We start from the raw sequence: 25,857 nt of genomic DNA, 5'->3' as shown, positions 1-25,857 counted from the left end.
TTTATGGTAGGGAGTGATAGAAACATGCAAAAAGAAAAAGTAATTATTATTGGCGGAGGACCATGTGGTCTAGCAGCAGCACTATCCATGCAAGAGATTGGGATTAATAGTTTAGTGATTGAGAAAGGGAATATTGTGAATGCAATCTATCGGTATCCCACTCATCAAACGTTTTTTTCTTCGAGTGAACGACTAGAAATCGGTGGAGTACCCTTTATTACAGAAAACCGGAAGCCTGTACGTAATCAAGCGCTTGCATACTATCGTGAAGTAGTGAAACGGAAACAAATCCGCATTCAAGCGTTTGAAGAAGTTCATGCTGTTAGGAAGCAAGAAAATGGATTGTTTCATATTCAGACTACAAAACGAGACGGAAATAGTGGTGTGTATGAAGCAAATCATGTAATTATTGCTACAGGGTATTATGATCATCCAAACTATATGAATGTTCCAGGTGAAGAGTTAGAAAAGGTATTTCACTATTTTAAAGAAGCTCATCCATATTTTGACCGTGATGTTGTTGTCATTGGGGGAAAAAACTCAAGTATTGATGCAGCACTAGAGCTTGTGAAGAGCGGAGCACATGTTACAGTATTATATCGCGGAGAGGTATACTCTCCTAGTATTAAACCATGGGTTCTACCTGAGTTTGAATCCTTAGTTCGTAACGGTGTGATTAAAATGGTGTTCCAAGCTAATGTAAAGGCAATAGAAGAACATTCGTTAACATATATAGTGAACGGCGAAGAGGTAACAATTAAAAATGACTTTGTATTTGCCATGACTGGCTATCACCCCAATCACAGTTTTTTATCAAATATGGGTGTTCGTATCGATCCAGAAACTGGGCGACCTGCATTTAATGAAGAAACTATGGAAACCAATGTACAAGGCATATTTATTGCGGGGGTAATTGCTGCGGGAAATGATGCCAATGAAATTTTTATTGAAAACGGGAGATTTCATGGTGATCAAATCGCAAAAACGATTATCAAGCAAAACTAAATACGGTCACCAAAATAATAACGTAGACAAAGGGAGAGAGCTGTTCTTCTCTTTTTGTCTACGTTGTTTTTTTATTTGCGGTCTACCAAAATAAGTTACCCTTTATTGATGAAATAAATTGCGAATGTCCTCGATTGTTGATGTAACCTCAAGTGCGACTAGTAATTTTAACCGTGCTTTTTGACCGTTTAATCCATTGGTAAAAATCGCTCCTATTTCCTTTAGCTGTTTTCCTCCACCTACATAGGAATATACATCTTGTGCAATCCCATTAAAGCAGCGTGATACGAGAATGACTGGAACATCTTTGCTAATAAGGCGTTCTAGTGCGGGAATGGTTGTTGGCGGAAGATTTCCTTGTCCAAGTGCCTCAATAACTAAACCATCAACATGTAAGCTTTCTATAGCTTGTAGAAGAGTTTCATCCATTCCGGCATATGCTTTCAGTAAAACAACTTTTTTTGTAATTGCTCCAATTCTATAGTGCTCCCTATGCAAAAGAGCCTGATGAAAGATAACGCCTTGTTTTGTTACAACGCCGATTGGTCCGTATTGCGGACTTTGGAAAGTGGCAACATTGCTGGTATGAGTCTTTGTAACATTTGTAGCACAATGAATCTCGTCATTTAATACGACTAAAACTCCTTTCCCTTTAGCTTCATCACTGCTTGCAACCTTTACAGCAGAGAGAAAATTATAGAGACCATCCGAGCCAAGCTCATTGCTAGAACGCATGGCGCCTGTTACGACAATTGGAATATTTGCTTGAACCGTTATATCTAAAAAGTATGCTGTCTCTTCAAGTGTGTCTGTACCATGTGTGATCACAACACCATCTATGTGCTCTGCATCAGCTCTTTTGTCAATAATTTGTTGCAAAACTAGCATTTCCTTTGGAGTGATATGAGGAGAAGGCAAGTAGAAGACATCCTCTACAATTAAATGCACTGTATTGGTCTGGGGAATGTATTGTAAAAGAGGGTTATACCCTTTTTGGAGTACAGCACCTGTATTATGGTCTTCCTCCATGGCTATTGTTCCACCTGTATGTAATACGAGTATATTTTTCAAAATAAATCGTCCTTTCCTCTGAATACTACTATATGAAGATATCACGCAAACTAGAGTATATTCAATGGAAATAAATTGGCATAGCCTGGCGCTATCAATCATGTAGATGTGTATGATAGTAACGCAATGAAGGCGATTCTGTATAAGTTACATATGTGTAAAGATAGATGTGGATGTTAGAAAGGGAGCAATCCAAGCTTTTGCATCCAGTGATAGTTGTGCTACAATAGTTTCAGACTTAGAGCTAGCATGGAGAAGACATCCAAAAGCAGCGGACATGCCTGTTTTTTGGTATGTCTTTTGTACTTTACTATGGGGTGATTACGATGAAAAAAATTTCAGTCGCGATTGATGGACCAGCTGCTGCTGGAAAAAGCACAGTAGCAAAAATCATCGCAAAACAGCTATCATACATTTATATTGATACAGGAGCGATGTATCGCACATTAACATATGCCGCTCAATTGAATGAGTTAGATTTACAAGATGAAATACAGGTGGCTAATTTGTTGCACTCCAGTAGAATTGAATTAGTAAACAAAGATGATTCGCAGCGTGTACTTTTAAATGGTGAAGATGTAACAGATGTCATTCGTTCGCGTGAAGTTACAAATAAAGTGTCAGTTGTAGCGAAGAATCGTCTCGTCCGAGAAGAAATGGTACACCGTCAACAGTATCTTGGAAGCAAGGGCGGAGTAGTTATGGATGGTAGAGACATTGGTACCCATGTGCTCCCAAATGCTGAGGTGAAAATTTTTCTTCTCGCATCTGTTGAGGAACGGGCGAAACGACGCCATATGGAAAATATGGATAAAGGGTTTCCATCTGATTTAGAAGAATTAAAAACAGAAATTGCAAATCGTGATAAACTCGATTCTGAGCGCGAAGTGGCTCCGTTAAAACAAGCCGCCGATGCAATCGCACTTGATACGACTGCTTTGTCAATCATGCAGGTAGTAGAGAAAATTATGGATATTATACATACAAAATTAGCATAATATAAAAGAAAAACCTCCATACTGTGGAGGTTTTTCTAGCCTATATCGAAGAGGGAGAATAAGGTAGCTATTTCGTGATTTGAAAATTAAAATGAATGCTAGATACATTATTTGAAGCAGGCGCAAATTCATGTAAAGATACAATTTACTTGACAAATTCTCTGATTTATTAGAAGTTAGTAAGAGGAAAATGTTTTCAAACTATTTCAGTACTAGTTAGATTTCATTTTGTTATAATGTAGAGGTTATATCAATAAACGCCTGTATTTTGATTTAAATGTGAAGTCATATAATTCACATTAAAAGAAGAGACATTTGAGATTCCTCCGCAGCAGATGCGAATTGTAATTCAGCATGCAAATGGAAAACTTATTTCCATTTCGTATATACATAAAGAGGCTTTGCCATTTTAGTAGGGAGGTATTTCCATGGTAGAAAAGATGAATGAAGAGGTTACACCATTAGAAGTAGGGAATGTTGTAACAGGAGAAATTGTAAAAGTAGAAGAAAAACAAGTGCGTGTAGATGTTGGCTACAAAACGGAAGGTATTATTCCTATTAGTGAATTAGCTAACGTTCACATTGAAAAAGCAAGCGATGTTGTGAAAGAAGGGGAAACTCTTCAATTAAAAGTAATTAAACTTGAAGAAGACGATTTAGTTCTTTCTAAGCGTGCAGTAGATGCTGAACGTGCTTGGGAAGATTTATATGAAAAATTCGAAGCTAGCGAATCATTCGAAGTAACAGTTAAAGATATTGTGAATGGTGGTTTAGTTGTAGATCTTGGCGTAAGAGGTTTCATTCCTGCTTCTCTCGTTGAAACTCACTACGTTGAAGATTTCACAGACTACAAAGAAAAAACAATTGTGGTTAAAATCGTAGAATTAGAACGCGAAAAAAATCGTGTGATTCTTTCTCATAAAGCTGTAGTAGAAGAAGAATTAGAAGCTAAGAAAAAAGAAGTCATTCATTCTCTACAACCTGGGAATGTAGTAGAAGGTACTGTACAACGTCTTACTGACTTCGGTGCATTTGTAAATGTTGGCGGAGTAGACGGATTAGTACATATTTCTCAAATTTCGCATGAACGTGTAGGAAAACCTTCTGATGTACTTGCAGAAGGACAATCCGTTAAAGTGAAAATTCTTTCTGTGGATGCCGATACTGGACGTATCTCTCTTTCTATAAAAGCAGCTCAGCCTGGTCCTTGGGATACAGTTATTGAAAAAATTAAGGCTGGAGATATCGTAGAAGGTACTGTGAGACGTCTTGTTACATTTGGTGCATTTGTTGAAGTGTTACCTTCTGTAGAAGGTCTTGTTCATGTATCACAAATTTCAAGTCGCCATATTAAAAATCCAAATGAAGTATTAGAAGTTGGACAAACGGTGACAGTAAAAGTTCTTGAAGTAAATGCAAAAGAAAAACGAATTTCATTAAGTATGAAAGATGCAACAGAAGAAAGTAATGACTATGAAGAAGATTTCAGTAAGTACCAATCCACTTCAGAATCAGCTTCATTCCAGCTTGGTGATATAATTGGAGAACAATTAAAAAAGCTAAAAAAATAATAGGTGATGACTGTGACGAGAGCAAAGCGGAAAATTGATCATGTTCAGTACGCTCTCTCTACCGGTCAGTCTCGGGCGCAAGGGTTTGATGACGTATCCTTCGTTCATCAAAGTTTACCGAACATAGCGCTTGCAGACGTTTCATTGCATACGGAAATAGGCGAACTTTCTTTAAGTTCGCCTATTTATATCAATGCAATGACAGGCGGTGGTGGAGAAGCAACGGAGCGTATCAACCAGGCGCTTGCAGAAGCTGCACGTGAAAAAAACATTGCAATGGCAGTCGGTTCTCAGATGGCTGCAATAAAGGATGAGACAGAAGAACGGTCTTATAAAATAGTAAGAAAAGTGAATCCAAATGGAATTGTGTTTGCAAATCTAGGTAGCGAAGCCACAGTGGAACAAGCTAAGCGAGCAGTTGCTATGGTAGAGGGTAATGCTATTCAAATTCATTTAAATGTGATTCAAGAACTTACAATGCCTGAGGGCGATCGTGATTTTACTCACTCACTTGAACGAATTGAACGAATCGTTAAGGGGGTTGGAGTCCCGGTTATTGTCAAGGAAGTAGGGTTTGGGATGAGCAAAGAAACAGTCCGCCAATTAACTGATATCGGTGTACAAATAATTGACGTAGGTGGTTTTGGTGGTACTAACTTTGCTACTATCGAGAACGAACGGAGAAAGCGCATGCTCACCTACTTTAGTGAATGGGGCATACCAACTGCAGTATCCCTTATAGAGGGCTTAAGTGAGACAAACAATAAGGTGGTATCTTTCATAGCATCAGGAGGAATGCAGACGGCACTCGATGCTACAAAGGCGCTTGCAATTGGTGCATCAGCAGTGGCATTTGCGGGTTATTTTCTGAAGGCTTATATGAATACTGGTATCGAAGGTCTTCTTGAGGAAATTGATACCATCCACAAGGATATAAAGTATATGATGACAGCCCTAGGTGCTAGGTCGATTGAGGAACTTCAAACTACACCACTTGTTATTAGCGGTGATTCTTTTCATTGGTTAACGCAAAGAGGTATTGATACAGCTTCATACAGTACAAGAAAGCGGTATAGCAACTAAGCTATACCGCTTTTTCCTCGTAAAAACAAGCATTAATTGGTATCAGATAAAGTCATTTTCCCCTACTACATGCATATTTTCTGACTAGTTCCCAAGTAAATCTCTGTTTACTTATTATTTCTTATTGTCTTGTCGCGCTTGCTCTGGATTGTCCAGACGAGTTGCTCCGCTGTAATGAATGGATTGATCACGGTCCGATTCCACCCTACGAGATTCACGGAGCTTTTTTTCCTGCCGGTCTTTGCTCATTCGTATCACCTCCCATTTACAAGTGTTTCTGTCCTTATTTATTTTATGCGTCCGATTATATTTCTCATACAATGTACCCATAATGGGGAGGATAGGAGGTAGAGCGATGGAGGGTGTATATTTTTACATTGTTTCTTGGTTCGGATGGTGGATTGCAACATTTTGGATGAAACAAACCGCTAGCCGTCTTTACATAGCAACAGGGTTCCTGTTACTTCTTATAAGTTCAGGCATTCATATTTCGGTAGGAGTACTTTTGATTTCTGGAAGCTTGTTATTTATTTTGGTGCTTTGTTTACTTGGCTTATGTCAGTATCCTTGGTGGAAGACGCTATACCTTTTTATTTGTATGGGAATAGTCGCTATGTTTTATGCAACCATACAGCTTATGGTCTTGTATGATCCAATTTGGTTTTTAAAGGGAAATTTATGGATAAGTAGCAGTGTGATGGCTCTATTGCTCTTCCTTATGGTTCGTACGTATCGAGAAAAGCTTCTTGTATTGGGAATAAGTATAGTGCAAGGAGAGACGATGCTTTCTGTCGTATTATGGAAATTCCAATTTCATAACGAAATCGGAACGTTCTATTCACTGGATGTCTTAATGTGTGCTTTCTGCTTAGTAAGTATATACACGGTGTTTGGAAAAAGTAAATTTTTGTTGGAGTTATTTAAACAAAAACAAGTTCGGGAAGGGAAAAGCAGTCTATGAATCAATTCACCTATCCAATACTAGTAGGAATTGTGTCTGGAATGATGACACGACTTATCATGCTGAAAACCGATTCTCGGCAATATCCTACAAGACTTCATGGTAAAATTGTTCATCTTGCGATGGGGTTTATTGCTGCCACGTTAGGAGCGGTGGCAATTCCATCTATTATGAGTAAAGATTTTTCTGCAATTACTTTTTTAACTCTTGCGGCATCACAATTTCGTGATGTGAGAAATATGGAGCGAAATACATTGCAGTCGATGGATGCTTATGAACTTGTACCACGTGGACATACCTATATAGAAGGGATTGCACTTGTATTTGAGAGCCGCAATTATTTAGTTATTCTTACTTCGCTTGTTACAACGTTTGCTTATTTAGCTCTGAATTCAATTTATGCCGCATTAGGCGTTGCTGCACTGAGTTTTTTTCTATCAAAGCATTTGATGGCTGGGAAGAAACTATGTGATATTGCGAAAATTGATCATATTCCGCTTCGCTTTGAAGGAGCAGGTTTATATATTGATACAATTTACATTATGAATATTGGCTTACCTGCGCGGCAGAAGGAAATTTTACAATATGGTATGGGCTTTCTATTAACGCCTAAGTCGTCTGATGCAAGAATTACACTTGCTAATTTAGGACAAAGACAAGCCATCTTGCATGATGTTTCAGTTGGATTAGGTGTCATTCGAGATGCAGGAACGCCATCACTTGTTCCGTTAGCAAAATTAGATTTAAATGATGGAAGAGTCGGGGTGTTTGTCCTTCCGCAGGAACGGGATATAACAAAGGCAATCCACGTGATAGAAAATGCTCCAACACTTGAAAATGCAATTCGAATGTCCTCTAAGGCAGGGAAGGAGAAGCCTACTAGATGATGATTGAAAATTATATTTTAGCCGTTATTACAACAGATGCTACTAAATTTGCTGGCGGCGCTCCTTTTTTTACTTGTTCATCAGTACAGGAAATGGAATTTGTTGCTTCAAATTTAGAAGCAATTTTAGATGGAATCGCACATCGATTGCAAGAAGATGTATATATTATTGTGAAACACTAATAGATTATGATATAATGAATTTGTTTTGATGCTAAAAAAACTGTGGTTGATCGTCAATCCCTTCTTGATGAAAGAAGGGTTTTTTTACATAGCACAACAGATGAAAGGATGACAAAAATATGCCAAAACCGGTGATTGCGATCGTAGGACGTCCAAATGTAGGGAAATCTACGATTTTCAATAGAATTGTTGGAGAGCGAGTATCCATTGTGGAGGACGTTCCTGGCGTGACTCGAGATCGAATTTATAGTTCAGGAGAATGGCTTGCCTACGAATTTAATATTATTGATACAGGTGGAATTGATATTGGTGATGCACCATTTTTAACACAAATCCGTCAGCAAGCAGAAATTGCTATCGACGAAGCAGATGTTATTATCTTTATGACAAATGGTCGTGATGGCATTACAGCAGCGGATGAAGAAGTATCCAAAATTTTATACAAATCAAAGAAACCCGTTGTTCTCGCAGTGAATAAAATAGATAATCCAGAAATGCGAGAAGATATCTATGATTTTTATTCACTTGGCTTTGGAGAACCATTTCCAATCTCGGGATCGCATGGTCTAGGGCTTGGCGATTTGCTTGATGAAGTAGCTAAGCATTTTCCAGAAGATATGGAAGACCAGTACGGTGAGGATACCATAAAATTTAGTTTGATTGGCCGGCCAAATGTAGGAAAATCATCGTTAGTAAACGCGTTGCTCGGTGAAGAACGCGTTATTGTAAGTAATATTGCAGGTACGACTCGTGATGCTGTCGATACCCCTTATACGAAGGATGGAAAAGAATACGTCATTATTGATACAGCAGGAATGAGAAAAAGAGGGAAAGTATACGAAAGCACCGAGAAATATAGTGTGCTACGCGCATTACGTGCTATTGAACGCTCAGACGTTGTCCTTGTCGTATTAGACGGCGAAGAAGGCATTATTGAGCAGGATAAGAAAATTGCTGGCTATGCGCATGAAGCAGGGAGAGCCGTTATTATTGTTGTTAATAAGTGGGATGCGGTAGAAAAAGATGAAAAAACGATGAAGGAATTCGAAGAAAAAATCCGGGCACATTTCTTATTTTTAGACTATGCACCGATCGTATTCTTATCAGCAAAAACAAAAAAACGCATTCATACCTTACTACCGATGATTCATACAGCAAGTGAAAATCAAATGATTCGGGTTCAAACAAATGTGTTAAATGATATTATAATGGATGCTGTTGCAACGAACCCTACACCAACACATAATGGAAAACGCTTGAAAATTTTCTATGCTTCACAAGTAGCTGTCAAGCCGCCAACATTCGTGGTATTTGTAAATGAAGCGGAGTTATTACATTTTTCATACGAACGTTTCCTAACAAATCGAATTCGAGATGCATTCGGATTTGTGGGAACTCCTATTAAAATTATAGCTAGAACACGAAGCTAAAAGGAGGGTGTAGAACGATGGAGAAAGTTGCAGTTATAGGAGCAGGTAGTTGGGGAAGTGCGCTTGCTATGGTGCTCGCAGACAATGGTCATGAAGTCCGCCTTTGGGGCAATCGGATAGAACAAATAGAAGAAATTAATACCAAACATACGAATACTCGTTATTTGCCCGAAGTTGTTTTGCCGTCAAGTATTATTGGATATCATTCCTTGGCACAGGCATTAGACGGAGTGGAGAACATATTGCTCGTCGTACCTACGAAAGCGATTCGAGATGTACTTCGTAAGATGAAAGGGCTTTTGTCTTACCCTGTTACGATGATTCATGCAAGTAAAGGAATTGAACCGGATACGTTAAAACGCATATCCGAAATGATCGAAGAAGAAGTACCGGCCGATTTACTTCGTGATGTAGTCGTTCTATCGGGACCTAGCCATGCAGAAGAGGTGGCACTTCGTTATCCTACAACTATTACTGCAGCTTCTAAAAATATGAAAGCTGCAGAAATGGTTCAAGATTTATTTATGAATCAATACTTTCGGGTATATACGAATCCGGACATTATTGGTGTGGAACTCGGCGGAGCATTAAAAAATATCATTGCGTTAGCCGCAGGAATGACGGATGGCATGGGCTTTGGCGACAACGCTAAAGCTGCACTTATGACACGTGGATTAACTGAAATTGCTCGGCTTGGTAGAAAAATGGGGGCGAATCCGCTAACATTTGCTGGGCTAGCAGGCATGGGGGATCTTATCGTAACGTGTACGAGTGTCCATAGTCGAAATTGGCGAGCGGGAAACATGTTAGGAAAGGGTCATTCTCTTGACGATGTATTAGACAGCATGGGCATGGTTGTAGAAGGGGTACGTACTACAAAAGCTGCACACCAGCTAGCGAAAACAATGAATGTAGAAATGCCAATTACTTCCGAATTAAACGATGTATTATTCCACAACAAAGATGTCAAGGAAGCGGTTCATTCTTTAATGGGACGTGTTCGTAAGCATGAAATGGAAGTTGTACCAAATCTTTCTCAGCGGAACCATTAATACAATACGATAGTATAAAAAAGAGGGGTGTACCCCCTCTTTTTTGCTTTATTCAAAAAAATTGGTCGTTAAGGTTGTTCATTAGGATGACATTCACCCAATATCTTCTCTTGCATATGATAAAGGGAAGATATGAAGAGAGGGTGGAAGTAATGAACTCCAATAATTTATTTGATAATGTAGAGAAGAAAGCAAATGTTAACAAAGAAGATATATTCAAACTAGCTGCTTCGGTACAAAACTCGAATTTAAAGGATGAAAAGGTGTTACGTCAGCTCGTGCAACAAGTAGGCGCTATTGCAGGACGCAACGTTACGAAAGAAAAAGAAGATCAAATTGTAAAGGCAATTATGAATAATAATATGCCTACTGATTTAAGTTCATTAGGAAATATGTTTAAAAAATAGAGTTGTGGTTTAGGAGTAGGAAACAATAGGATATAAAGTCGCATATGATACTACGTACGAAGCAATCCATGAGCTAAATAGGGGATACATGGTCAACCGAAGCGAAGAGCCCCCCGTTCGCTTCGGTTTTAGTTGTGGAATAAAATAAAAGTTGAAAAATTTTGGTAATAAATATAAAATATTCTAATTAAAGGATATAAGAATGGGGAAGAAATTGGGGGGATTTGCATGTCGACTTCTCTTTTAAAAATGTGGCTATCACTAACTTCTATGGGCGGTATGGGCCTTGCTGTTTACCTCATTCTTTTTAGCAGATATAAAGTTCAAAACCAAGTATGGAAAGGCATTGCTGCATTTTTTGCTTATTGTATTATGATCGTAGCAGGGTTATTGATGCTACTGGTGTTGTTAAGTGGCCCAACGAATGAATGATAGGAATCTTAGATTCACTCTGACATAATTATATCCTAACCAATGAGTCAAAATTTTTCATGTGATATGGCATGAACCCTTCTATTTTCGAATACGTTCTAAAAGAAGGGTTTTTGTTTTTCTATGAAATGGGAAAAAACTATTTTGTTTACACTCGTCATAATAAAGTAGGACAAAATCATAGGTAAGATGTCCTGACGAAACCAAAATCACATTCCCAACAACTCTTAGGGGGGAACATACTTGGAAAAGATTGATGTGTTTAAAGATATTGCCGAACGTACAGGCGGTGATATTTATTTTGGAGTAGTCGGTGCAGTTCGAACAGGGAAATCTACATTTATTAAAAAGTTTATGGAGCTTGTTGTCATTCCAAATATCGAAAATGAAGGGGATCGTCAACGGGCGCAAGATGAACTGCCACAAAGTGCTGCTGGAAGAACGATAATGACAACGGAGCCGAAGTTTGTTCCAAATCAAGCTGTTTCTATTCATGTAGAGGATGGGCTTGATGTGAACATACGACTCGTTGACTGCGTTGGGTATACTGTGCCAGGTGCGAAAGGGTATGAAGATGAAAATGGGCCTCGTATGATTACTACGCCTTGGTATGACGAACCAATTCCATTTCATGAGGCTGCAGAAATTGGTACAAGAAAAGTGATTCAAGAGCATTCAACTATTGGGGTAGTTGTGACTACAGATGGAACGATTGGTGAAATTCCCCGTCGTGATTATGTGGATGCCGAAGAGCGTGTCGTCAATGAATTAAAAGAAGTTGGGAAACCCTTTATTATGGTCATTAACACCGTACAGCCGTACCATCCGGACACAGAGGTGCTGCGGCAAAGTTTAGTAGAGCAATATGATATTCCCGTTCTTGCTATGAGTGTGGAAGGCATGCGCGAAGGCGATGTCCATAATGTACTTCGCGAAGCTCTTTACGAATTCCCTGTTCTGGAAGTGAATGTGAATCTTCCTAGCTGGGTGATGGTGCTAAATGAAAATCACTGGCTTCGTGAAAGCTATCAAGAAGCAGTTCAGGAGACAGTAAAGGATATTAAACGACTGCGCGATGTAGATCGCGTTGTATGGCAATTTAGTCAATATGAATTTATTGACCGTGCGAGCCTTGCTGGCATCGACATGGGGCAGGGAGTAGCAGAAATTGATTTATATGCACCAGACGAATTATATGATGAAATTTTAAAAGAAGTGGTAGGAGTAGAGATTCGCGGGAAAGACCATCTATTAAAGTTGATGCTAGATTTTGCTCATGCCAAAGTAGAGTATGACCAAGTAGCTGATGCACTGAAAATGGTAAAACAAACGGGCTACGGCATCGCAGCACCTGCTTTAGTTGACATGAGCTTGGATGAACCCGAAATTATTCGTCATGGTTCTCGGTTCGGGGTAAAGTTAAAGGCGGTTGCCCCTTCTATTCATATGATTAAAGTCGACGTAGAATCTACGTTTGAACCGATTATTGGGACGGAGAAGCAAAGCGAAGAACTTGTTCGTTATTTGATGCAGGATTTTGAAGATGATCCGCTTTCTATTTGGAATTCTGACATCTTTGGCAGATCTCTTAGCTCCATCGTTCGCGAAGGGATTCAAGCAAAACTCTCGCTAATGCCTGAAAATGCACGCTACAAATTAAAAGAAACGCTTGAACGTATCATAAACGAGGGATCGGGTGGGCTCATTGCAATTATATTATAGTGAAGATAAGACCTCTTTACGCGAGGTCTTTTTTTTATATATAATTAGGAAAGCGTTACATATTTTAAAACTTAGTTGGTAACATTTTCTTTAAAATCATTGAATTATAAGGAAGAATCGTATAATATAAGCGTTGATAATGAATTATCTACAGCTTCGTTGTATAGAAATTGTAGAAATTGCCTACAAATGAAGATAAGACTCACTTTATTATGCATATAGTGGTCCCTTTGGGAGGAGGTGAATGGCATGAATAAGACTGATTTAATTAACGCAGTTGCAGAAGCTAGTGAAATTTCTAAGAAAGACGCTACGAAAGCAGTTGAAGCTGTGTTTGATTCTATTTTAGAATCATTGAAAAGCGGAGACAAAGTGCAATTGATCGGATTTGGTAATTTTGAAGTTCGTGAACGTGCTGCTCGCAAAGGACGTAATCCTCAAACGGGGGAAGAAATCGAAATTGCAGCAAGTAAGGTTCCTGCATTTAAACCTGGTAAAGCACTCAAAGATGCAGTACAACAATAAGGTGTATGAATGGGGAATCATGCCCAGTACATATGATTTTTCAACGTAGAGATTCCTTTTTCCATCCTTGATATGGTATGTAGGCTCTTCTATTTCCAATAGGAGAGCTTTTTCCTTTTTTAAAGCAGAAATGAAAATGTTTTCATTTTGGATTCAGTTTTTTGCTTTTAAAATCGTACATATGCTAGAATGTGTTCATACAGTAAAAGGTATGATTTTGGGAGGATAACAGCGGATGGAAACAGTAAATTTAGAAAAAATAGAACACGCCGTTCGGCTTATACTAGAAGCAATTGGTGATGATCCAAATCGTGAAGGCGTGCTTGAAACGCCGAAACGTGTCGCAAAAATGTATGCAGAGGTTTTTTCTGGTATGCACGAAGATCCGAAGGAACATCTACATAAGGTTTTCGGGGAAGAACATGAAGAACTCGTTTTAGTAAAGGATATACCATTTTTTAGTATGTGTGAGCATCATCTTGTACCTTTTTATGGTGTTGCACATGTTGCATACATACCTAGAGGCGGTAAGGTAACTGGTTTAAGTAAGTTAGCACGTACGGTAGATACGATTGCACGTCGACCACAATTACAGGAACGGATTACGTCTACGGTGGCAAATAGTATTATGGAAGTATTGGAACCACATGGTGTTATGGTCGTATTAGAAGCCGAGCATATGTGTATGACAATGCGCGGTGTAAAAAAACCTGGCGCAAAAACAATCACATCTGCTGTTAGAGGTGTGTTGGAAACGGATGCAGCTGCGCGTGCAGAAGTATTGTCTCTGATTAAGTAGAACGAATAGGAAAGCAGATTCTGCTTTTCTTTTTTTGTAGGAACACTTCGTATATGTGTTATAATAGGTCGTATGGATTACGGAGGACAAGGGTGATTAAGTGTGTATAACGACAACTACGGCTTTTCTGCTGTAAAGGAGAGCCTACAGGAGAGATTACAGCATCCTTTTTTGATGCGTTATATCGATACGCCAGTTATTGATGAAGAAAAGCTGTTTATTTTATATTCTATTTTAAATCATACAAATTTACATATAGAAAAAAAGCAGCGGTATGCTCTAACAATTATGCTTGTACAAATCGCACTTGATACTCATGAAAAGGTCTCAGATAAAGGTGATGTAGAAGCAATTGATTTACATAAAAGACGTCAGCTTACTGCTCTCGCAGGTGATTATTATAGCGGTCTTTATTACTATTTATTAGCCCAGCAATCAGATATTTGTTTAATTCGCGAACTGGCACAAGGAATTAAAGAAATAAATGAACAAAAAATTCGCCTACACCAACGATTGAATTTCTCGGCAGAAGATGTAGTGCGAAGTGTGGAAATAGTTGAATCTGCCCTAATACAAAAAACGTGCAACTACTTTCAAATTGAAAACTTGGACGAATATTCCGCAAGTTTTCTAGCTAGACAGCGCATAAAAAGAGAATTTAATCTTTACAAACAGCAGAAAGATTCGATTGTATTTGCATTGTGGGAGACATTCCTTCCAACTAGTGAAGTTGAAGCTTATTATCAATCTTATTTACAGCGAATAGAAAAGCAGCTTACCAATCTTGCTACCACGAATGATCAGGTAGAAATATTAAATAAGCTGTTACTGACTAGGTAAACATTTAATTAAGATTGGAAGAAGGGAAGCATATGCATCAATCTAAGGAAGAAAGAGTTCATGATGTTTTTGAGAAAATTTATAAACGATATGATGTAATGAATTCTGTTATTAGTTTTCAACGTCATAAAACATGGCGAAAAGAAACAATGAAAATAATGGATGTACAAAAGGGTGAAAAGGCACTCGATGTTTGCTGCGGTACATGTGATTGGACGATCTCTTTAGCAGATGCCGTAGGGAAAAAGGGACGAGTATTTGGACTTGATTTCAGTCAGAATATGTTGTCTGTAGGGGAAGAAAAAATACATAGTATGCAGTTGGATCAAGTGAATCTTATCCATGGAAATGCCATGGAACTTCCATTTGAAGATAACACGTTTGACTATGTGACTATAGGATTCGGATTACGAAATGTCCCCGACTATTTGCAAGTGCTTAAGGAAATGACGAGAGTTGTAAAGCCGGGTGGTAAAGTTGTGTGTCTTGAAACATCTCAGCCTACGGCAATTGGAATTCGTCAATTATATCTCCTTTATTTTCGTTATATTATGCCTATAATAGGTAAAATATTTGCAAAGAGCTATAACGAATACTCTTGGTTACAAGAATCAGCAAGTACATTTCCAGGCATGAAAGAATTAGCAAGTATGTTTAAACAAGCTGGATTAGAGAAAATTGAAGTAAAACCGTTTACGTTTGGGGTAGCAGCAATGCATTTGGGATACAAACCAAAATGATTATTAGAATCTAGGTTAAGGTGAAAGATATGAAGCTACAAGTTATGTACTCTTTTTTAAAATCAGATATTGAAAAAATTGAACAAGAGTTGCAAGCTGTCGTGTCTTCGGATCAGCAAATGCTTCAGGATGCGGCACTTCAGCTCATTAGGGCAGGCGGAAAACGCATACGGCCTGTTTTTGTTTTGCTCGCTGGAAAATTCGGTACGTACAAGTTAGAAACGATTAAAAACGTAGCTGTAGCTCTTGAACTCATTCATATGGCATCTCTTATTCATGATGATGTTATTGATGCAGCAATGCTTCGGAGAGGTAGTGCTACGGTAAATGCAATATGGGGTGATCGTATTGCAATGTATACGGGAGACTATTTATTTGCAAAGGCACTTGAGTGTATTACGAAATTAGAAACGCCTGCAGCACATATTGCACTTTCTCATACCATTGTAGAAGTGTGCAAAGGAGAAATTGAGCAAATACGGGATAAATACGATTTTTATCAAAATTTACGCATTTATTTACGACGGATTAAGCGGAAAACAGCGTTGTTAATTGCTGCTAGTTGTCAACTTGGAGCTATTGCGACAGGTGCCACGCGAGATACGGAGAAAAGACTTTATTGGTTTGGGTATTTTGTTGGAATGTCGTATCAAATTATTGATGATATATTAGACTTTGTTGCAACAGAAAGAGATCTTGGTAAACCGGCAGGTGGAGATTTACTTCAAGGAAATGTTACGTTACCAGCCTTATATGCGTTGCAGCAAGAATCACTTCGGGAAAAAATAATGCAAGTTCATGAAGGAACGAGTAGAGAAGAAATGAACAGTATTATTGAAATGATTAAAGCAAGTGATGCAATTGAGAAATCTTTCGCGTTTAGTGAACGATATTTGCAAAAGGCTCTACAAGTAATTGCTCCGCTCCCAAAAAGCCAAGCGAAGTCAGCGTTGCAAAATGTTGCAAAATATATAGGCAAACGTAAATTTTAATCATTTACGGTTCTAGTTACCACTATTGCTAAAATGAAAAACTAATGATACTATTTTCTTTGGGTCAAAATACATAACTTATAGGGAGTGGAAACCATAATGGAAAAGACATTTCTAATGGTAAAACCGGATGGCGTACAACGTAGTCTAGTTGGAGAAATCGTTTCTCGTTTTGAAAAGAAAGGTTATCAATTGGTAGGCGCAAAATTAATGCAAATTTCTAAAGAAACAGCAGAATTGCATTATGCTGAACATAAAGAACGTCCATTTTTCGGTGAATTGGTAAGCTTTATTACATCTAGCCCTGTTTTTGCAATGGTTTGGGAAGGTGAAAATGTAATTGCAACAGCTCGTCAAATGATGGGAAAAACAAATCCTAGTGATGCAGTACAAGGTACTATTCGCGGTGATTATGGAGTAACAATGGGTAAAAACATTATTCATGGCTCTGATTCTCCTGCTAGTGCAGAACGTGAAATTGGAATTTTCTTTAAAGAAGAAGAATTAGTAGAATACACAAAGCTTGCAAATAAGTGGATTTATTAATTTTTTTACTACATAATTTGTAACCGTTTTACAATATTTGAGAAAAAAGACATGGTACAGACAGGTGGTTCTGGATCATGTTTTTTTCATTTTCCTAAAAAAGGTAAGGACGTTAAGGAAGATGCTTTGGTTTTTGTATATCGATAGCTTATCAAAGGGAGTCATATGTGTTATATTGGTACATAAATAATAAAAAGATTCAGTAGATTTCAACTTGAATATAGGGTGATGTTGCGAGATGAAGTTGATTTCGTTACCGCTAGTAGGTCATGGAGAAATGAGTCTTTACTATGTGAGGGGATTATCATGGAACGCGTACATATTGCAACCAAGAAGCAGTATCCTGTACTGCTTGGAGAACAAATTTTGGATGAACTTGATCCTATCATTCATGATATGGAACCAAGTGTATCTTCTATTCTTATTGTTACAGATGATAACGTTGCTCCGCTTTACTTGGAGCAAGTAAAACAAGCCATTATTGGTAAGGTGTATTCTTATGTGGTACCAAATGGGGAAACAGCAAAGTCATTTGAAAACTATTATAATATTTTAACATTTGCTCTCGAAAATCATCTCGATCGCCACTCTATTATCATTGCACTTGGAGGGGGAGTGATTGGAGATTTAGCAGGATTTGTTGCTGCTTCCTTTATGCGCGGTATTCGTTTTATTCAAATACCAACGACTCTACTAGCCCATGATAGTGCAGTAGGAGGAAAAGTGGCAGTAAACCATCCTCTTGGTAAAAATATGATTGGTGCCTTCCATCAACCAGAGATAGTTTTGTATAATCTTACATTTCTTAGATCACTTCCAGAAAACGAGTGGCGTTCCGGTTTTGCAGAAGTTATTAAGCACGCTCTTATATGGGATCCTGCCTTTTTTGAATGGCTTCGTAAGGAAGTGCCGACTATTTCTGCGCTGCGAGGTGACAAGCTACAATACGCCTTGAAAATTGCGATTGGAGTCAAGGCTGCAGTCGTTTCCCAAGATGAAAAAGAAAAAGGAATTCGGGCCTTTTTAAACTTTGGGCATACGCTAGGACATGCTATTGAATCTATCCTTGGGTACGGCGTGATGACACATGGTGACGCCATAGCCATTGGTATGCGGTATGCGATTCTTTTAAGTGAACGTATTTATCAAACGGATTTAAACTATAGTGAATTAGATGGTCTCTTTGCTTCCTACGGCTATCCAACCATGCCAAAGCATTTACAAGTAGAACCTCTAGTTGAGAAAATGAAGTTAGATAAGAAATCAAATGGTGGAATCATTCGAATGGTCTTACTTCGTGAAATTGGAACTGTCGAAGTAGTCTCAGTAAATGATGACGTGGTTATCAATGTACTCCAAGAGTTTATAGAACGGGAAAGTTCAAAATAAGTATGGAAGAACGTTCTTATTGATTTAAATTGGAAGAAAAACATGATATGATAAAGAATCTTCTCGTTAGGAGGGGATTCTTTTTTTGTAGGAATGAAAATTGCTTATACATAAATGTATCAATATTTGCATTGTGTTCGCTACGATGAGAAAATAGGAGTATACCAAAAAGGAGTTAAGACAAATGAATACGTTACAAGAAGCTGTGCAATATATTGAGCAAGGAAAAACAGAAGAAGGGTTACAATTATTACAACAAGTTGCAAAGCAGGGTACCGATGAAGAAAAGTACGAAGTTGCGCACTATTATCATACACTTGGGTTTTTAGAACAAGCGCTTGTCATAATGGAAGACTTATGTTTGCTCTATCCAGAAGAAAGTGAATTAATCCTTTTTCTAGCTGAGTTATATATCGATTTCGATCGTGAAGATGAAGCTATTGAGATATTAAATGATATACATCAGGATGATGATTTGTATGTACAAGGCTTATTACTTTTAGCTGATTTATATCAAGCGCAAGGACTGGATGAAGTAGCAGAACAAAAATTATTGCTAGCACGTGAAGAATTACCGGATGAGCCGATCATTTTATTTGGTCTAGGTGAATTTTACAGCAGCCGTGGTGACTTTGCAAAGGCACTGCCGTATTATGAAGAATTGGTAGAACAACAAGATGAAATTGGTGATGTGCACATCCCACTTCGAATTGCAGAAGCGTTAAGCTCACTTGGACAATGGGAGGAAGCACTTCCTTATTATGAAAGTGGGTTAGAGAAGCATAAAGATATTCATACCCTTTTTGGATATGCATTTACGATGTTTCAAGCAGGCTTACACCAACGTGCCATTCCAGTATTTTTAGAACTGAAAGAACTGGATCCACATTATACATCCTTACATGTTTATTTAGCCGAGTGTTATGAAGAAGAAGGAATGTTGCAGGAAAGTTATGATACGCTAAAGGAAGGACTGAAATCAGATTCTTTCTCAGTTGGATATCATATAAAACTAGCAGATGCGGCGGCAAGTCTTGGTAAGATGGACGAAGCAGAGGCAGCCCTTCTAGAAGCACTTGCTCTTGATCCTGGTCATTTAGAGGCAGTATTAAAATACATTCATATTCTAAAGCATGCAGAAAAATATGACGATATCGTAATTGCTATTGTTACGGCTAATGAAAATGGGGAAGACGACCCGCAATTATTATGGGATTTAGCATTTGCTAAGAAACAATTAGAACAGTATTCGGATGCATTAAATGCTTACCAAGAAGCATATACTTCTTTTAAGGATAATCTTACCTTCTTAGAAGAATACGGCCATTTTTTATTAGAAGAAGGGCTGAGACAACAGGCGAGAGATGTGTTTACAAGGCTGCTTGAATTAGACCAAACGCAAACACATATTGAAGAACTTTTATTTAATTTAGAGGATTTGCAGTGATTAGAAGGAAACGAGAGCATGCTTCTTGAATGTTAGTAAAAAAGAAAAGAAAGACAGAGGAGGGTTGATACGAGATGAATACCCCTGTTTCTGTGAATGAGAAGAAGGATTTTGTCAAATGGTTTTTAGGCAACTACCAGCTTAAGCAGCGGGAGTGTGTTTGGATTTTGAATTATTTGATGAGTCATGATCAGTTAATGAAGAAGGTACACTTTGTTGAGCACGCGAAGTATTGTCCACGAGGTATTGTCATGTCAACAAGCTGTGTCAAGGAAACACCATTTTGCTTTTATAAACAGAATGTAATGACGACGGATGCTGAGAAATCATTTCATGACATACGACTTAATCGGGATGAGGATATTTATATTCAGTTAAATTTTAAATCTTCTTTTCAAACGTCCAACTACGTTGCAGTATTGGAAGAAAATCCGTATCTTCCAAAAAGCTTAGAAATCAATGAGAAGGATCGACTACTTGCGGAAAGATTTTTAGAAGAAAGTATTTTTAGCTTTACTCGTGATAAATTGCTTAAGAAAATTGACGAGGCCCTTGATAGACAAGATCGGGATGAATTTGAAAAACTTACTGCAGAGTTAAAAAAATTATAAACATAAATTAGCATCAGTGGGAATAAAATCCCACTGATGTGCTTTATAACATTCACTTCAAAAAAACCTCTATATGAATGCGCTACTACATTCCTTCTGATATTTACCTTTTATCCAAGTATATGAGCTACACTATCTGATTGACCGCTGTCCTTTGTAAAGAAGAATTACTTCATATTTTTTATGGGATTTTTTACGTAGGGGGGATGATTATGAGTGAATCCGATCGTAAGGTTACACGTCGTCAGTTTCTTACCTATACACTTACAGGAGTAGGTGGATTTATGGCGGCTAGCATGTTGATGCCCATGGTTCGTGCTGCGCTAGACCCCATTTTGAAGCAGGAAGCAGGAACAGATATGGTTGCGGTTGCGAGAATTTCTGATATTACCAATGATCCGAAACGCTTTGATTTTAAAATAAAGCAAGTAGATGCATGGTATAAATCAGACGAGCCTAAGTCAGCTTGGGTATATAAAAATGAAAGCGGAGACATTGTAGCATTATCACCTGTATGTAAACATTTAGGTTGCACAGTAAACTGGAACGGAGATACTGCGCATCCGAACCAATATTTCTGTCCTTGTCATGGTGGCCGTTATGAGAAAAGTGGCATAAATATCCCGAATACACCTCCTTTAGCCCCGTTAGATGTGTATGAATCCATGCTGAAGGATGGAACGTTGTATCTAGGAAAGGCGAAACCGCATGGAGGTGGTAAGTAAATGCTTAATAAAATATACGACTGGGTTGATGAACGCTTAGATATAACACCTTTATGGCGGGATATTGCTGATCATGAAGTACCAGAACATGTAAATCCTGCTCATCATTTCTCAGCATTCGTATACTGCTTTGGCGGGCTTACCTTTTTCGTAACAGTTATCCAAATTCTTTCTGGTATGTTTTTAACGATGTATTATGTTCCAGATATAAAAAATGCATGGGAATCCGTTTACTATTTACAAAATGAAGTTGCGTACGGACAAATTGTTCGCGGTATGCATCATTGGGGTGCTAGCTTAGTTATTGTTATGATGTTTTTGCATACATTGCGCGTGTTCTTTCAAGGAGCATACAAAAAACCTCGTGAACTAAACTGGATTGTCGGGGTACTTATATTCGGAATTATGATGGGACTTGGATTCACTGGTTATTTGCTTCCTATGGATATGAAGGCTCTTTTCGCAACAAAGGTAGGTCTACAAATTGCACAGCAAACCCCATTAATTGGACCATATGTTAAAACACTACTGGCTGGTCATTCTGAAATTGTCGGGGCACAAACATTAACACGCTTTTTCGCCATTCATGTTTTTTTCTTACCTGGTGCATTACTTGGACTTATGGGAGCTCACTTTTTAATTATTCGAAAGCAAGGAATTTCAGGTCCACTTTAAGAGAGAAGCATAAGGGAGGGAGATTATGCATCGCGGCAAAGGCATGAAGTTTGTAGGTGATTCACGCGTGTCAGCTACTCGAAAGCCAAACATCCCTAAGGATTATTCCGAATATCCGGGCAAGACAGAGGCATTTTGGCCAAACTTTCTTTTAAAAGAATGGATGGTAGGTGCAGTATTTTTAGTTGGGTTTTTATGCTTAACAGTAGCAGAACCAGCCCCCCTCGAGAGAGCAGCTGATCCAACAGATGCGAGCTACATACCATTACCAGATTGGTATTTCTTATTTTTATATCAACTTTTAAAATATTCGTATGCATCAGGCCCTTATACGGCGATTGGCGCTTTTATTATACCAGGAATTGCAGGCGGGGCTTTACTACTCGCTCCGTTCCTTGATCGAGGAACAGAGAGGCGCCCACATAAGCGTCCTCTAGCGACAGGATTTATGCTTCTTGCACTTTGTTCCATGGTCTTTCTAACCTATGAATCGGTTGCAAATCATAATTGGGAAGCAGCCAAAAAACAAGGTGCTATTATTAAAACAGTAGAAGTAGACAAAAACGCAGGTGGATATAAATTGATGCAACAAAATACTTGTTTAACGTGTCACGGGGAAAACCTACAAGGGGGACCAGCAGCACCAGCACTACAAAATACCACAAAAAAACCGGAAGAGATTGCAACGATTGCGAAGGAAGGAATAGGGAAAATGCCAAAAGGCGTGTTTAAAGGTACAGATGAGGAGTTAAAACAAATTGTAGAATTTATATCTCAATATAACAAAAAATAATGAAACGATTAGCATAAAAAGAGGCTGTGCTTGGTGCGTAATAGCTACCACAGTCTCTTTTTTTATGTATAGGTCATGCTATAATGAAGGTAATATGGGAAACTATAGAAAGTAGAGGGAAAGACAGTGGCATTTCTGTATCACATTTTACGAGATCGCACCATTTTAAAACTTTTATTTATTATCAATCTGTTAGGTACGATTTATGGCTATATTTGGTACCGGTATCAGCTTGTAGAAACACCTCCGCAATTTTTAATATTTGTACCTGACAGTCCGACGGCAAGTTTATTTTTCGTTATCGTTTTACTCGGCTTTTTATTGAATAAAAATTGGGGATTGTTTGAAGCATTAGCAATTGTCACATTGTTTAAGTATGGTGTTTGGGCTGTATCCATGAATCTCCTTCTTCTAATTGTAACAGGAGATTTAGATTGGACAGGCTATATGCTGATGATTTCGCACGGTTCGATGGCACTAGAAGGTCTCTTATTTGCCCCGTTTTATCGCATAAAAAAATGGCATCTAGTAGTTGCTGCAGTATGGACACTGCATGACGTAATCATTGACTATGTCTATAGACAAATGCCGCAGTACGGTGTGTTAGATCTTTACTATCAGCCAATTGGATACGCAACATTTTGGTTAAGTATCCTTTCTATTTTTATTGCATACGCATTATGTATCCGTGAAAAGCATCTATCATTGCCGCTTCGTTAATGAAAATAATAGTCTTTTCTTGTCCTTCCTTTCATACAATGAAGTAGTAGCTTTAGGGGGGACAGGGATGAAAAAAGTCTTTACCATTGTCATAGGGCTTTTTCTTTTACTCATTCCACTGCAAACCATAGCAAAGGAGTGGAATGAGTGGAATCAATTGGTTGACGAATCAATTCAGCTTGTGAAACAGGATGAATATGAAAAAGCAAAACAGATGCTATCATCTGCGACTGGATTTCCTGTAGCTGTCTCATCGCCAGAGCATTCACGTGTTATTTCATTAGCATATGACAAAGCTCTAGAAGCGATAGATATTGGGAGTAAACAGGATAAGGAAGATAATCTGCTTGCACTAAGGCTAGTTATAGATGCAGAAGGTTCAAATATACAACCGCTCTGGTTAAATCGGCAGGAAACTGTTATTAGTGCTTTTCAGGGAATGGAAGCATCGTTGGCAAAGCAAGATAATACCGAATTTCAATATGCTCTAAATCAATTTTTGCGTCAATTTGATATTATTTATCCAAGTTTAACACTTGATTTGTCTGAGAAGCAGCTGCAACAATTGAATAGCGATCTTTCGTATTTAGATCAATCTCGTAATGCAATTGTAAAGCAATCTGATAGTAAGCAGCGTCTACAACTCATTCGAGGAGATGTGGAGAGTGTATTTTTGTATCCAAAAGGAAAAGATGCGGATTTTTCCCTCGTTTGGATGATGATTATGACAGGTGGCATTATTATTTTCACATTAACGTATGTCGGTTTTCGAAAGTATAAAGGTGAACAAGAAAAGAAAAAACAATTAAAATCAAAGGATAGCTAACGATATGTCAGGTTATTTTCTATCATTTTATTTGACAAGAAATGATAGTGAAAATACAATGTATAGTAATACGAACATCATTGGAGGATGGTTATGTTATACCTAGTTTACTTCTTGATAATCTTGATTGTACCATTGATTGCACAAGCGAGAGTTCGAGGGGCTTTTAGAAAATACTCAGAAGTATATTCTACATCAGGAATGACAGGGGCACAGGTTGCCCGTAGAATTTTAGACTCAAACGGTTTGTACGATGTAGCAGTAGAAGAAACACCTGGAACATTATCTGATCACTATGATCCACGTACGAAGACGGTACGACTATCTACGAACAATTACTACGGTCAGTCAGTTGCTGGCACAGCTGTCGCTTCCCATGAAGTTGGACACGCGATTCAAGATGCAAAAAACTACACGTTTATGCGTTTTCGTCACGCACTTGTACCTGTAGCGAATATAGGAAGTAATATGTCATGGGTTTTCATTATGATTGGCTTATTTGCTGGATTAACGAATATGCTATTACTTGGTATCGTTTTGATGGCAGCTGGTGTTTTGTTCCAACTTATTACATTGCCTGTGGAATTTGATGCCTCTAGTAGAGCAATGAAACAAATTTCATCGCTTGGAATTGTTGACCACGATGAAGAAAAGTATGCACGAAAAGTACTAAATGCAGCAGCGCTTACGTATGTGGCCGCAGCAGCAGTTGCAGTATCTGAGTTGGTTCGTCTAATTTTAATCTATACAGGGATGCAACGAAACGACTAATAGCTTTTCGTATCTCATGTAAAGGACAGTCGATTGAATCGAGGACACTGAAAAAGGGATCCCTCTCTTACATACTTAGAGAGGGATCCCTTTTTTCTTTACTCATAGAATCTGGTACCTGCGAGAGCAAATCATACGTTTCAACGGGAACATAAAAAGGGCTTTGGTTACCGCCTTGAGCGAAAATCAAGGTAGATGGTCATCAAAGTATGTATTTCCATAAAAAGAGGGCACTGAATCACTTTTTCAGTACCCACATTGAATCTGTATGAACTGGGCTTATGAGCCCTGTATTAAGAACTGAGAGTTGGAACAAATAGTTGAGGGAACCTATCTAAAAATTTTACTCATGTACACCAAGTGCTATTTTAGCATAACGGGACATACGCTCCTTTGTCCAAGAAGGAGTCCATACTATCTTAACATCTACTGGCGGCAGCGAGGGAAGGGCTACTGACAAAGTGTCTTTTATGTCCGCAATTATATGCCCAGCAAGCGGGCAACCCATTGATGTCATTGTCATCGTGATTACGACGCTCTGTTCATTTAACGCTATATCGTATATAAGACCAAGATTGACAATGTCAATACCAAGCTCTGGATCCATCACACTTTCAAGTTCTTCATAAATTTGCTCTATCGTTATATTCATCATCT

At 38.3% G+C, this 25,857-nt stretch carries 30 protein-coding genes; 27 read left to right on the top strand and 3 right to left on the bottom strand.

Translation table 11 applies throughout. From position 1 onward, the window contains the following. Positions 1–24: 24 nt before the first annotated feature. The gene (locus ACAN53_RS07370; protein ID WP_379968554.1) at positions 25–1,005 is read left to right on the top strand and encodes a YpdA family putative bacillithiol disulfide reductase; all 981 of its coding nucleotides are present in this window, start codon (positions 25–27) and stop codon (positions 1,003–1,005) included. 102 nt (positions 1,006–1,107) lie between these two features. Here ACAN53_RS07370 and ACAN53_RS07365 read toward each other — a convergent pair whose 3' ends face one another. Next, positions 1,108–2,076: an asparaginase gene (locus ACAN53_RS07365; RefSeq protein ID WP_379968552.1), complete on the bottom strand. Its 969-nt coding sequence runs from the start codon at positions 2,074–2,076 to the stop codon at positions 1,108–1,110. Between the two features lie 326 nt (positions 2,077–2,402). Here ACAN53_RS07365 and cmk point away from each other — a divergent pair, with 326 nt between their 5' ends. The 3 genes from cmk (at position 2,403) to fni (ending at position 5,728) form a co-directional block, all read left to right on the top strand. Further along, positions 2,403–3,074, top strand: coding sequence for a (d)CMP kinase (cmk, locus tag ACAN53_RS07360; protein WP_379968550.1), 672 nt, complete (start codon positions 2,403–2,405; stop codon positions 3,072–3,074). 428 nt (positions 3,075–3,502) lie between these two features. Beyond that, positions 3,503–4,645, top strand: a complete 1,143-nt coding sequence (gene rpsA / locus ACAN53_RS07355) for a 30S ribosomal protein S1 (RefSeq protein ID WP_379968548.1) — start codon at positions 3,503–3,505, stop codon at positions 4,643–4,645. Between the two features lie 12 nt (positions 4,646–4,657). Further along, positions 4,658–5,728 (top strand): type 2 isopentenyl-diphosphate Delta-isomerase, encoded by a 1,071-nt coding sequence (gene fni, locus ACAN53_RS07350; RefSeq protein WP_379968546.1) that lies wholly within the window; start codon positions 4,658–4,660, stop codon positions 5,726–5,728. Positions 5,729–5,842: 114 nt separating this feature from the next. Here fni and ACAN53_RS07345 read toward each other — a convergent pair whose 3' ends face one another. Continuing rightward, complete coding sequence (locus ACAN53_RS07345; RefSeq protein ID WP_379968544.1) at positions 5,843–5,977, bottom strand: YpzI family protein; 135 nt, start codon at positions 5,975–5,977, stop codon at positions 5,843–5,845. 106 nt (positions 5,978–6,083) lie between these two features. On the opposite strand from ACAN53_RS07345, the gene ACAN53_RS07340 reads away from it, so the two are divergent. The 23 genes from ACAN53_RS07340 to ACAN53_RS07230 all read left to right on the top strand — a co-directional run bounded on the left by ACAN53_RS07340 (position 6,084) and on the right by ACAN53_RS07230 (position 25,200). After that, a complete protein-coding gene (locus ACAN53_RS07340) occupies positions 6,084–6,689 on the top strand; it encodes a YphA family membrane protein (RefSeq protein ID WP_379968542.1) in 606 nt (201 codons plus the stop codon). Further along, the gene (locus ACAN53_RS07335; RefSeq protein WP_379968540.1) at positions 6,686–7,576 is read left to right on the top strand and encodes a YIEGIA family protein; all 891 of its coding nucleotides are present in this window, start codon (positions 6,686–6,688) and stop codon (positions 7,574–7,576) included. Before ACAN53_RS07340 ends, ACAN53_RS07335 begins: the two co-directional genes overlap by 4 nt. Further along, complete coding sequence (locus ACAN53_RS07330) at positions 7,573–7,758, top strand: capping complex subunit for YIEGIA (protein ID WP_379968538.1); 186 nt, start codon at positions 7,573–7,575, stop codon at positions 7,756–7,758. The genes ACAN53_RS07335 and ACAN53_RS07330 overlap by 4 nt, the downstream gene beginning before the upstream one ends. 119 nt (positions 7,759–7,877) lie before the next feature. Beyond that, positions 7,878–9,188, top strand: coding sequence for a ribosome biogenesis GTPase Der (gene der / locus ACAN53_RS07325; RefSeq protein ID WP_379968536.1), 1,311 nt, complete (start codon positions 7,878–7,880; stop codon positions 9,186–9,188). 17 nt (positions 9,189–9,205) lie between these two features. Beyond that, positions 9,206–10,240, top strand: a complete 1,035-nt coding sequence (locus tag ACAN53_RS07320; RefSeq protein ID WP_379968534.1) for an NAD(P)H-dependent glycerol-3-phosphate dehydrogenase — start codon at positions 9,206–9,208, stop codon at positions 10,238–10,240. Between the two features lie 152 nt (positions 10,241–10,392). Further along, positions 10,393–10,647, top strand: a complete 255-nt coding sequence (locus ACAN53_RS07315) for a stage VI sporulation protein F (protein ID WP_379968532.1) — start codon at positions 10,393–10,395, stop codon at positions 10,645–10,647. A 228-nt stretch (positions 10,648–10,875) separates the two neighbouring features. Continuing rightward, positions 10,876–11,079, top strand: a complete 204-nt coding sequence (locus ACAN53_RS07310) for a DUF2768 domain-containing protein (RefSeq protein ID WP_379968530.1) — start codon at positions 10,876–10,878, stop codon at positions 11,077–11,079. Between the two features lie 243 nt (positions 11,080–11,322). Then, positions 11,323–12,801: a stage IV sporulation protein A gene (gene spoIVA, locus ACAN53_RS07305; RefSeq protein ID WP_379968528.1), complete on the top strand. Its 1,479-nt coding sequence runs from the start codon at positions 11,323–11,325 to the stop codon at positions 12,799–12,801. A gap of 249 nt (positions 12,802–13,050) precedes the next feature. After that, positions 13,051–13,326 (top strand): HU family DNA-binding protein, encoded by a 276-nt coding sequence (locus tag ACAN53_RS07300; protein ID WP_379968526.1) that lies wholly within the window; start codon positions 13,051–13,053, stop codon positions 13,324–13,326. Between the two features lie 235 nt (positions 13,327–13,561). Continuing rightward, positions 13,562–14,125: a GTP cyclohydrolase I FolE gene (gene folE, locus ACAN53_RS07295; RefSeq protein WP_379968524.1), complete on the top strand. Its 564-nt coding sequence runs from the start codon at positions 13,562–13,564 to the stop codon at positions 14,123–14,125. Between the two features lie 102 nt (positions 14,126–14,227). Continuing rightward, positions 14,228–14,965: a heptaprenyl diphosphate synthase component 1 gene (locus ACAN53_RS07290; protein WP_379968522.1), complete on the top strand. Its 738-nt coding sequence runs from the start codon at positions 14,228–14,230 to the stop codon at positions 14,963–14,965. Between the two features lie 32 nt (positions 14,966–14,997). Further along, positions 14,998–15,705, top strand: a complete 708-nt coding sequence (locus tag ACAN53_RS07285) for a demethylmenaquinone methyltransferase (RefSeq protein WP_379968520.1) — start codon at positions 14,998–15,000, stop codon at positions 15,703–15,705. A gap of 29 nt (positions 15,706–15,734) precedes the next feature. After that, the gene (gene hepT, locus ACAN53_RS07280) at positions 15,735–16,697 is read left to right on the top strand and encodes a heptaprenyl diphosphate synthase component II (RefSeq protein ID WP_379968518.1); all 963 of its coding nucleotides are present in this window, start codon (positions 15,735–15,737) and stop codon (positions 16,695–16,697) included. Positions 16,698–16,796: 99 nt separating this feature from the next. After that, a complete protein-coding gene (gene ndk / locus ACAN53_RS07275) occupies positions 16,797–17,243 on the top strand; it encodes a nucleoside-diphosphate kinase (RefSeq protein WP_379968516.1) in 447 nt (148 codons plus the stop codon). A gap of 306 nt (positions 17,244–17,549) precedes the next feature. Next, a complete protein-coding gene (aroB, locus tag ACAN53_RS07270) occupies positions 17,550–18,632 on the top strand; it encodes a 3-dehydroquinate synthase (RefSeq protein ID WP_379968514.1) in 1,083 nt (360 codons plus the stop codon). 184 nt (positions 18,633–18,816) lie between these two features. Then, positions 18,817–20,079: a tetratricopeptide repeat protein gene (locus tag ACAN53_RS07265; protein WP_379968512.1), complete on the top strand. Its 1,263-nt coding sequence runs from the start codon at positions 18,817–18,819 to the stop codon at positions 20,077–20,079. 74 nt (positions 20,080–20,153) lie between these two features. Continuing rightward, a complete protein-coding gene (locus tag ACAN53_RS07260; RefSeq protein WP_379968510.1) occupies positions 20,154–20,690 on the top strand; it encodes a ReoY family proteolytic degradation factor in 537 nt (178 codons plus the stop codon). A 212-nt stretch (positions 20,691–20,902) separates the two neighbouring features. Further along, entirely contained in the window at positions 20,903–21,415 is a 513-nt protein-coding gene (locus ACAN53_RS07255; protein ID WP_379968508.1) for a QcrA and Rieske domain-containing protein, read from the top strand. Next, complete coding sequence (gene qcrB, locus ACAN53_RS07250) at positions 21,416–22,090, top strand: menaquinol-cytochrome c reductase cytochrome b subunit (RefSeq protein WP_379968506.1); 675 nt, start codon at positions 21,416–21,418, stop codon at positions 22,088–22,090. Between the two features lie 25 nt (positions 22,091–22,115). Continuing rightward, positions 22,116–22,883 carry a menaquinol-cytochrome c reductase cytochrome b/c subunit gene (locus tag ACAN53_RS07245; protein WP_379968504.1) on the top strand — a complete coding sequence of 256 codons (768 nt, stop codon included), beginning with the start codon at positions 22,116–22,118 and terminating at the stop codon, positions 22,881–22,883. A 126-nt stretch (positions 22,884–23,009) separates the two neighbouring features. Then, positions 23,010–23,603, top strand: a complete 594-nt coding sequence (gene lhaT / locus ACAN53_RS07240; protein ID WP_379968502.1) for a lipoprotein heptaprenylglyceryl N-acetyltransferase LhaT — start codon at positions 23,010–23,012, stop codon at positions 23,601–23,603. Between the two features lie 67 nt (positions 23,604–23,670). Beyond that, the gene (locus ACAN53_RS07235; RefSeq protein WP_379968500.1) at positions 23,671–24,429 is read left to right on the top strand and encodes a sporulation protein YpjB; all 759 of its coding nucleotides are present in this window, start codon (positions 23,671–23,673) and stop codon (positions 24,427–24,429) included. A 93-nt stretch (positions 24,430–24,522) separates the two neighbouring features. After that, positions 24,523–25,200: a zinc metallopeptidase gene (locus ACAN53_RS07230; protein WP_379968498.1), complete on the top strand. Its 678-nt coding sequence runs from the start codon at positions 24,523–24,525 to the stop codon at positions 25,198–25,200. 343 nt (positions 25,201–25,543) lie between these two features. On the opposite strand, the gene ACAN53_RS07225 is transcribed toward ACAN53_RS07230, so the two are convergent. Further along, the gene (locus ACAN53_RS07225) at positions 25,544–25,855 is read right to left on the bottom strand and encodes a metal-sulfur cluster assembly factor (protein ID WP_379968496.1); all 312 of its coding nucleotides are present in this window, start codon (positions 25,853–25,855) and stop codon (positions 25,544–25,546) included. Positions 25,856–25,857: the final 2 nt, after the last annotated feature.

The sequence above is a fragment of the Ectobacillus soli genome, assembly GCF_042610425.1.
Taxonomy (GTDB): domain Bacteria; phylum Bacillota; class Bacilli; order Bacillales; family Bacillaceae_G; genus Ectobacillus.
This window is presented reverse-complemented; position numbering and strand designations above follow the sequence as displayed.

Excerpts from the sequence above, each read along its gene's own strand:
- ACAN53_RS07370 (WP_379968554.1), top strand. The coding sequence starts at position 25 with ATGCAAAAAGAAAAAGTAATTATTATTGGCGGAGGACCATGTGGTCTA.
- cmk (WP_379968550.1), top strand. The coding sequence starts at position 2,403 with ATGAAAAAAATTTCAGTCGCGATTGATGGACCAGCTGCTGCTGGAAAA.
- rpsA (WP_379968548.1), top strand. The coding sequence starts at position 3,503 with ATGGTAGAAAAGATGAATGAAGAGGTTACACCATTAGAAGTAGGGAAT.
- ACAN53_RS07345 (WP_379968544.1), bottom strand. The coding sequence starts at position 5,977 with ATGAGCAAAGACCGGCAGGAAAAAAAGCTCCGTGAATCTCGTAGGGTG.
- ACAN53_RS07340 (WP_379968542.1), top strand. The coding sequence starts at position 6,084 with ATGGAGGGTGTATATTTTTACATTGTTTCTTGGTTCGGATGGTGGATT.
- ACAN53_RS07335 (WP_379968540.1), top strand. The coding sequence starts at position 6,686 with ATGAATCAATTCACCTATCCAATACTAGTAGGAATTGTGTCTGGAATG.
- ACAN53_RS07330 (WP_379968538.1), top strand. The coding sequence starts at position 7,573 with ATGATGATTGAAAATTATATTTTAGCCGTTATTACAACAGATGCTACT.
- der (WP_379968536.1), top strand. The coding sequence starts at position 7,878 with ATGCCAAAACCGGTGATTGCGATCGTAGGACGTCCAAATGTAGGGAAA.
- ACAN53_RS07320 (WP_379968534.1), top strand. The coding sequence starts at position 9,206 with ATGGAGAAAGTTGCAGTTATAGGAGCAGGTAGTTGGGGAAGTGCGCTT.
- ACAN53_RS07315 (WP_379968532.1), top strand. The coding sequence starts at position 10,393 with ATGAACTCCAATAATTTATTTGATAATGTAGAGAAGAAAGCAAATGTT.
- ACAN53_RS07310 (WP_379968530.1), top strand. The coding sequence starts at position 10,876 with ATGTCGACTTCTCTTTTAAAAATGTGGCTATCACTAACTTCTATGGGC.
- ACAN53_RS07300 (WP_379968526.1), top strand. The coding sequence starts at position 13,051 with ATGAATAAGACTGATTTAATTAACGCAGTTGCAGAAGCTAGTGAAATT.
- folE (WP_379968524.1), top strand. The coding sequence starts at position 13,562 with ATGGAAACAGTAAATTTAGAAAAAATAGAACACGCCGTTCGGCTTATA.
- ACAN53_RS07285 (WP_379968520.1), top strand. The coding sequence starts at position 14,998 with ATGCATCAATCTAAGGAAGAAAGAGTTCATGATGTTTTTGAGAAAATT.
- hepT (WP_379968518.1), top strand. The coding sequence starts at position 15,735 with ATGAAGCTACAAGTTATGTACTCTTTTTTAAAATCAGATATTGAAAAA.
- ndk (WP_379968516.1), top strand. The coding sequence starts at position 16,797 with ATGGAAAAGACATTTCTAATGGTAAAACCGGATGGCGTACAACGTAGT.
- aroB (WP_379968514.1), top strand. The coding sequence starts at position 17,550 with ATGGAACGCGTACATATTGCAACCAAGAAGCAGTATCCTGTACTGCTT.
- ACAN53_RS07265 (WP_379968512.1), top strand. The coding sequence starts at position 18,817 with ATGAATACGTTACAAGAAGCTGTGCAATATATTGAGCAAGGAAAAACA.
- ACAN53_RS07260 (WP_379968510.1), top strand. The coding sequence starts at position 20,154 with ATGAATACCCCTGTTTCTGTGAATGAGAAGAAGGATTTTGTCAAATGG.
- ACAN53_RS07255 (WP_379968508.1), top strand. The coding sequence starts at position 20,903 with ATGAGTGAATCCGATCGTAAGGTTACACGTCGTCAGTTTCTTACCTAT.
- qcrB (WP_379968506.1), top strand. The coding sequence starts at position 21,416 with ATGCTTAATAAAATATACGACTGGGTTGATGAACGCTTAGATATAACA.
- ACAN53_RS07245 (WP_379968504.1), top strand. The coding sequence starts at position 22,116 with ATGCATCGCGGCAAAGGCATGAAGTTTGTAGGTGATTCACGCGTGTCA.
- ACAN53_RS07235 (WP_379968500.1), top strand. The coding sequence starts at position 23,671 with ATGAAAAAAGTCTTTACCATTGTCATAGGGCTTTTTCTTTTACTCATT.
- ACAN53_RS07230 (WP_379968498.1), top strand. The coding sequence starts at position 24,523 with ATGTTATACCTAGTTTACTTCTTGATAATCTTGATTGTACCATTGATT.
- ACAN53_RS07225 (WP_379968496.1), bottom strand. The coding sequence starts at position 25,855 with ATGATGAATATAACGATAGAGCAAATTTATGAAGAACTTGAAAGTGTG.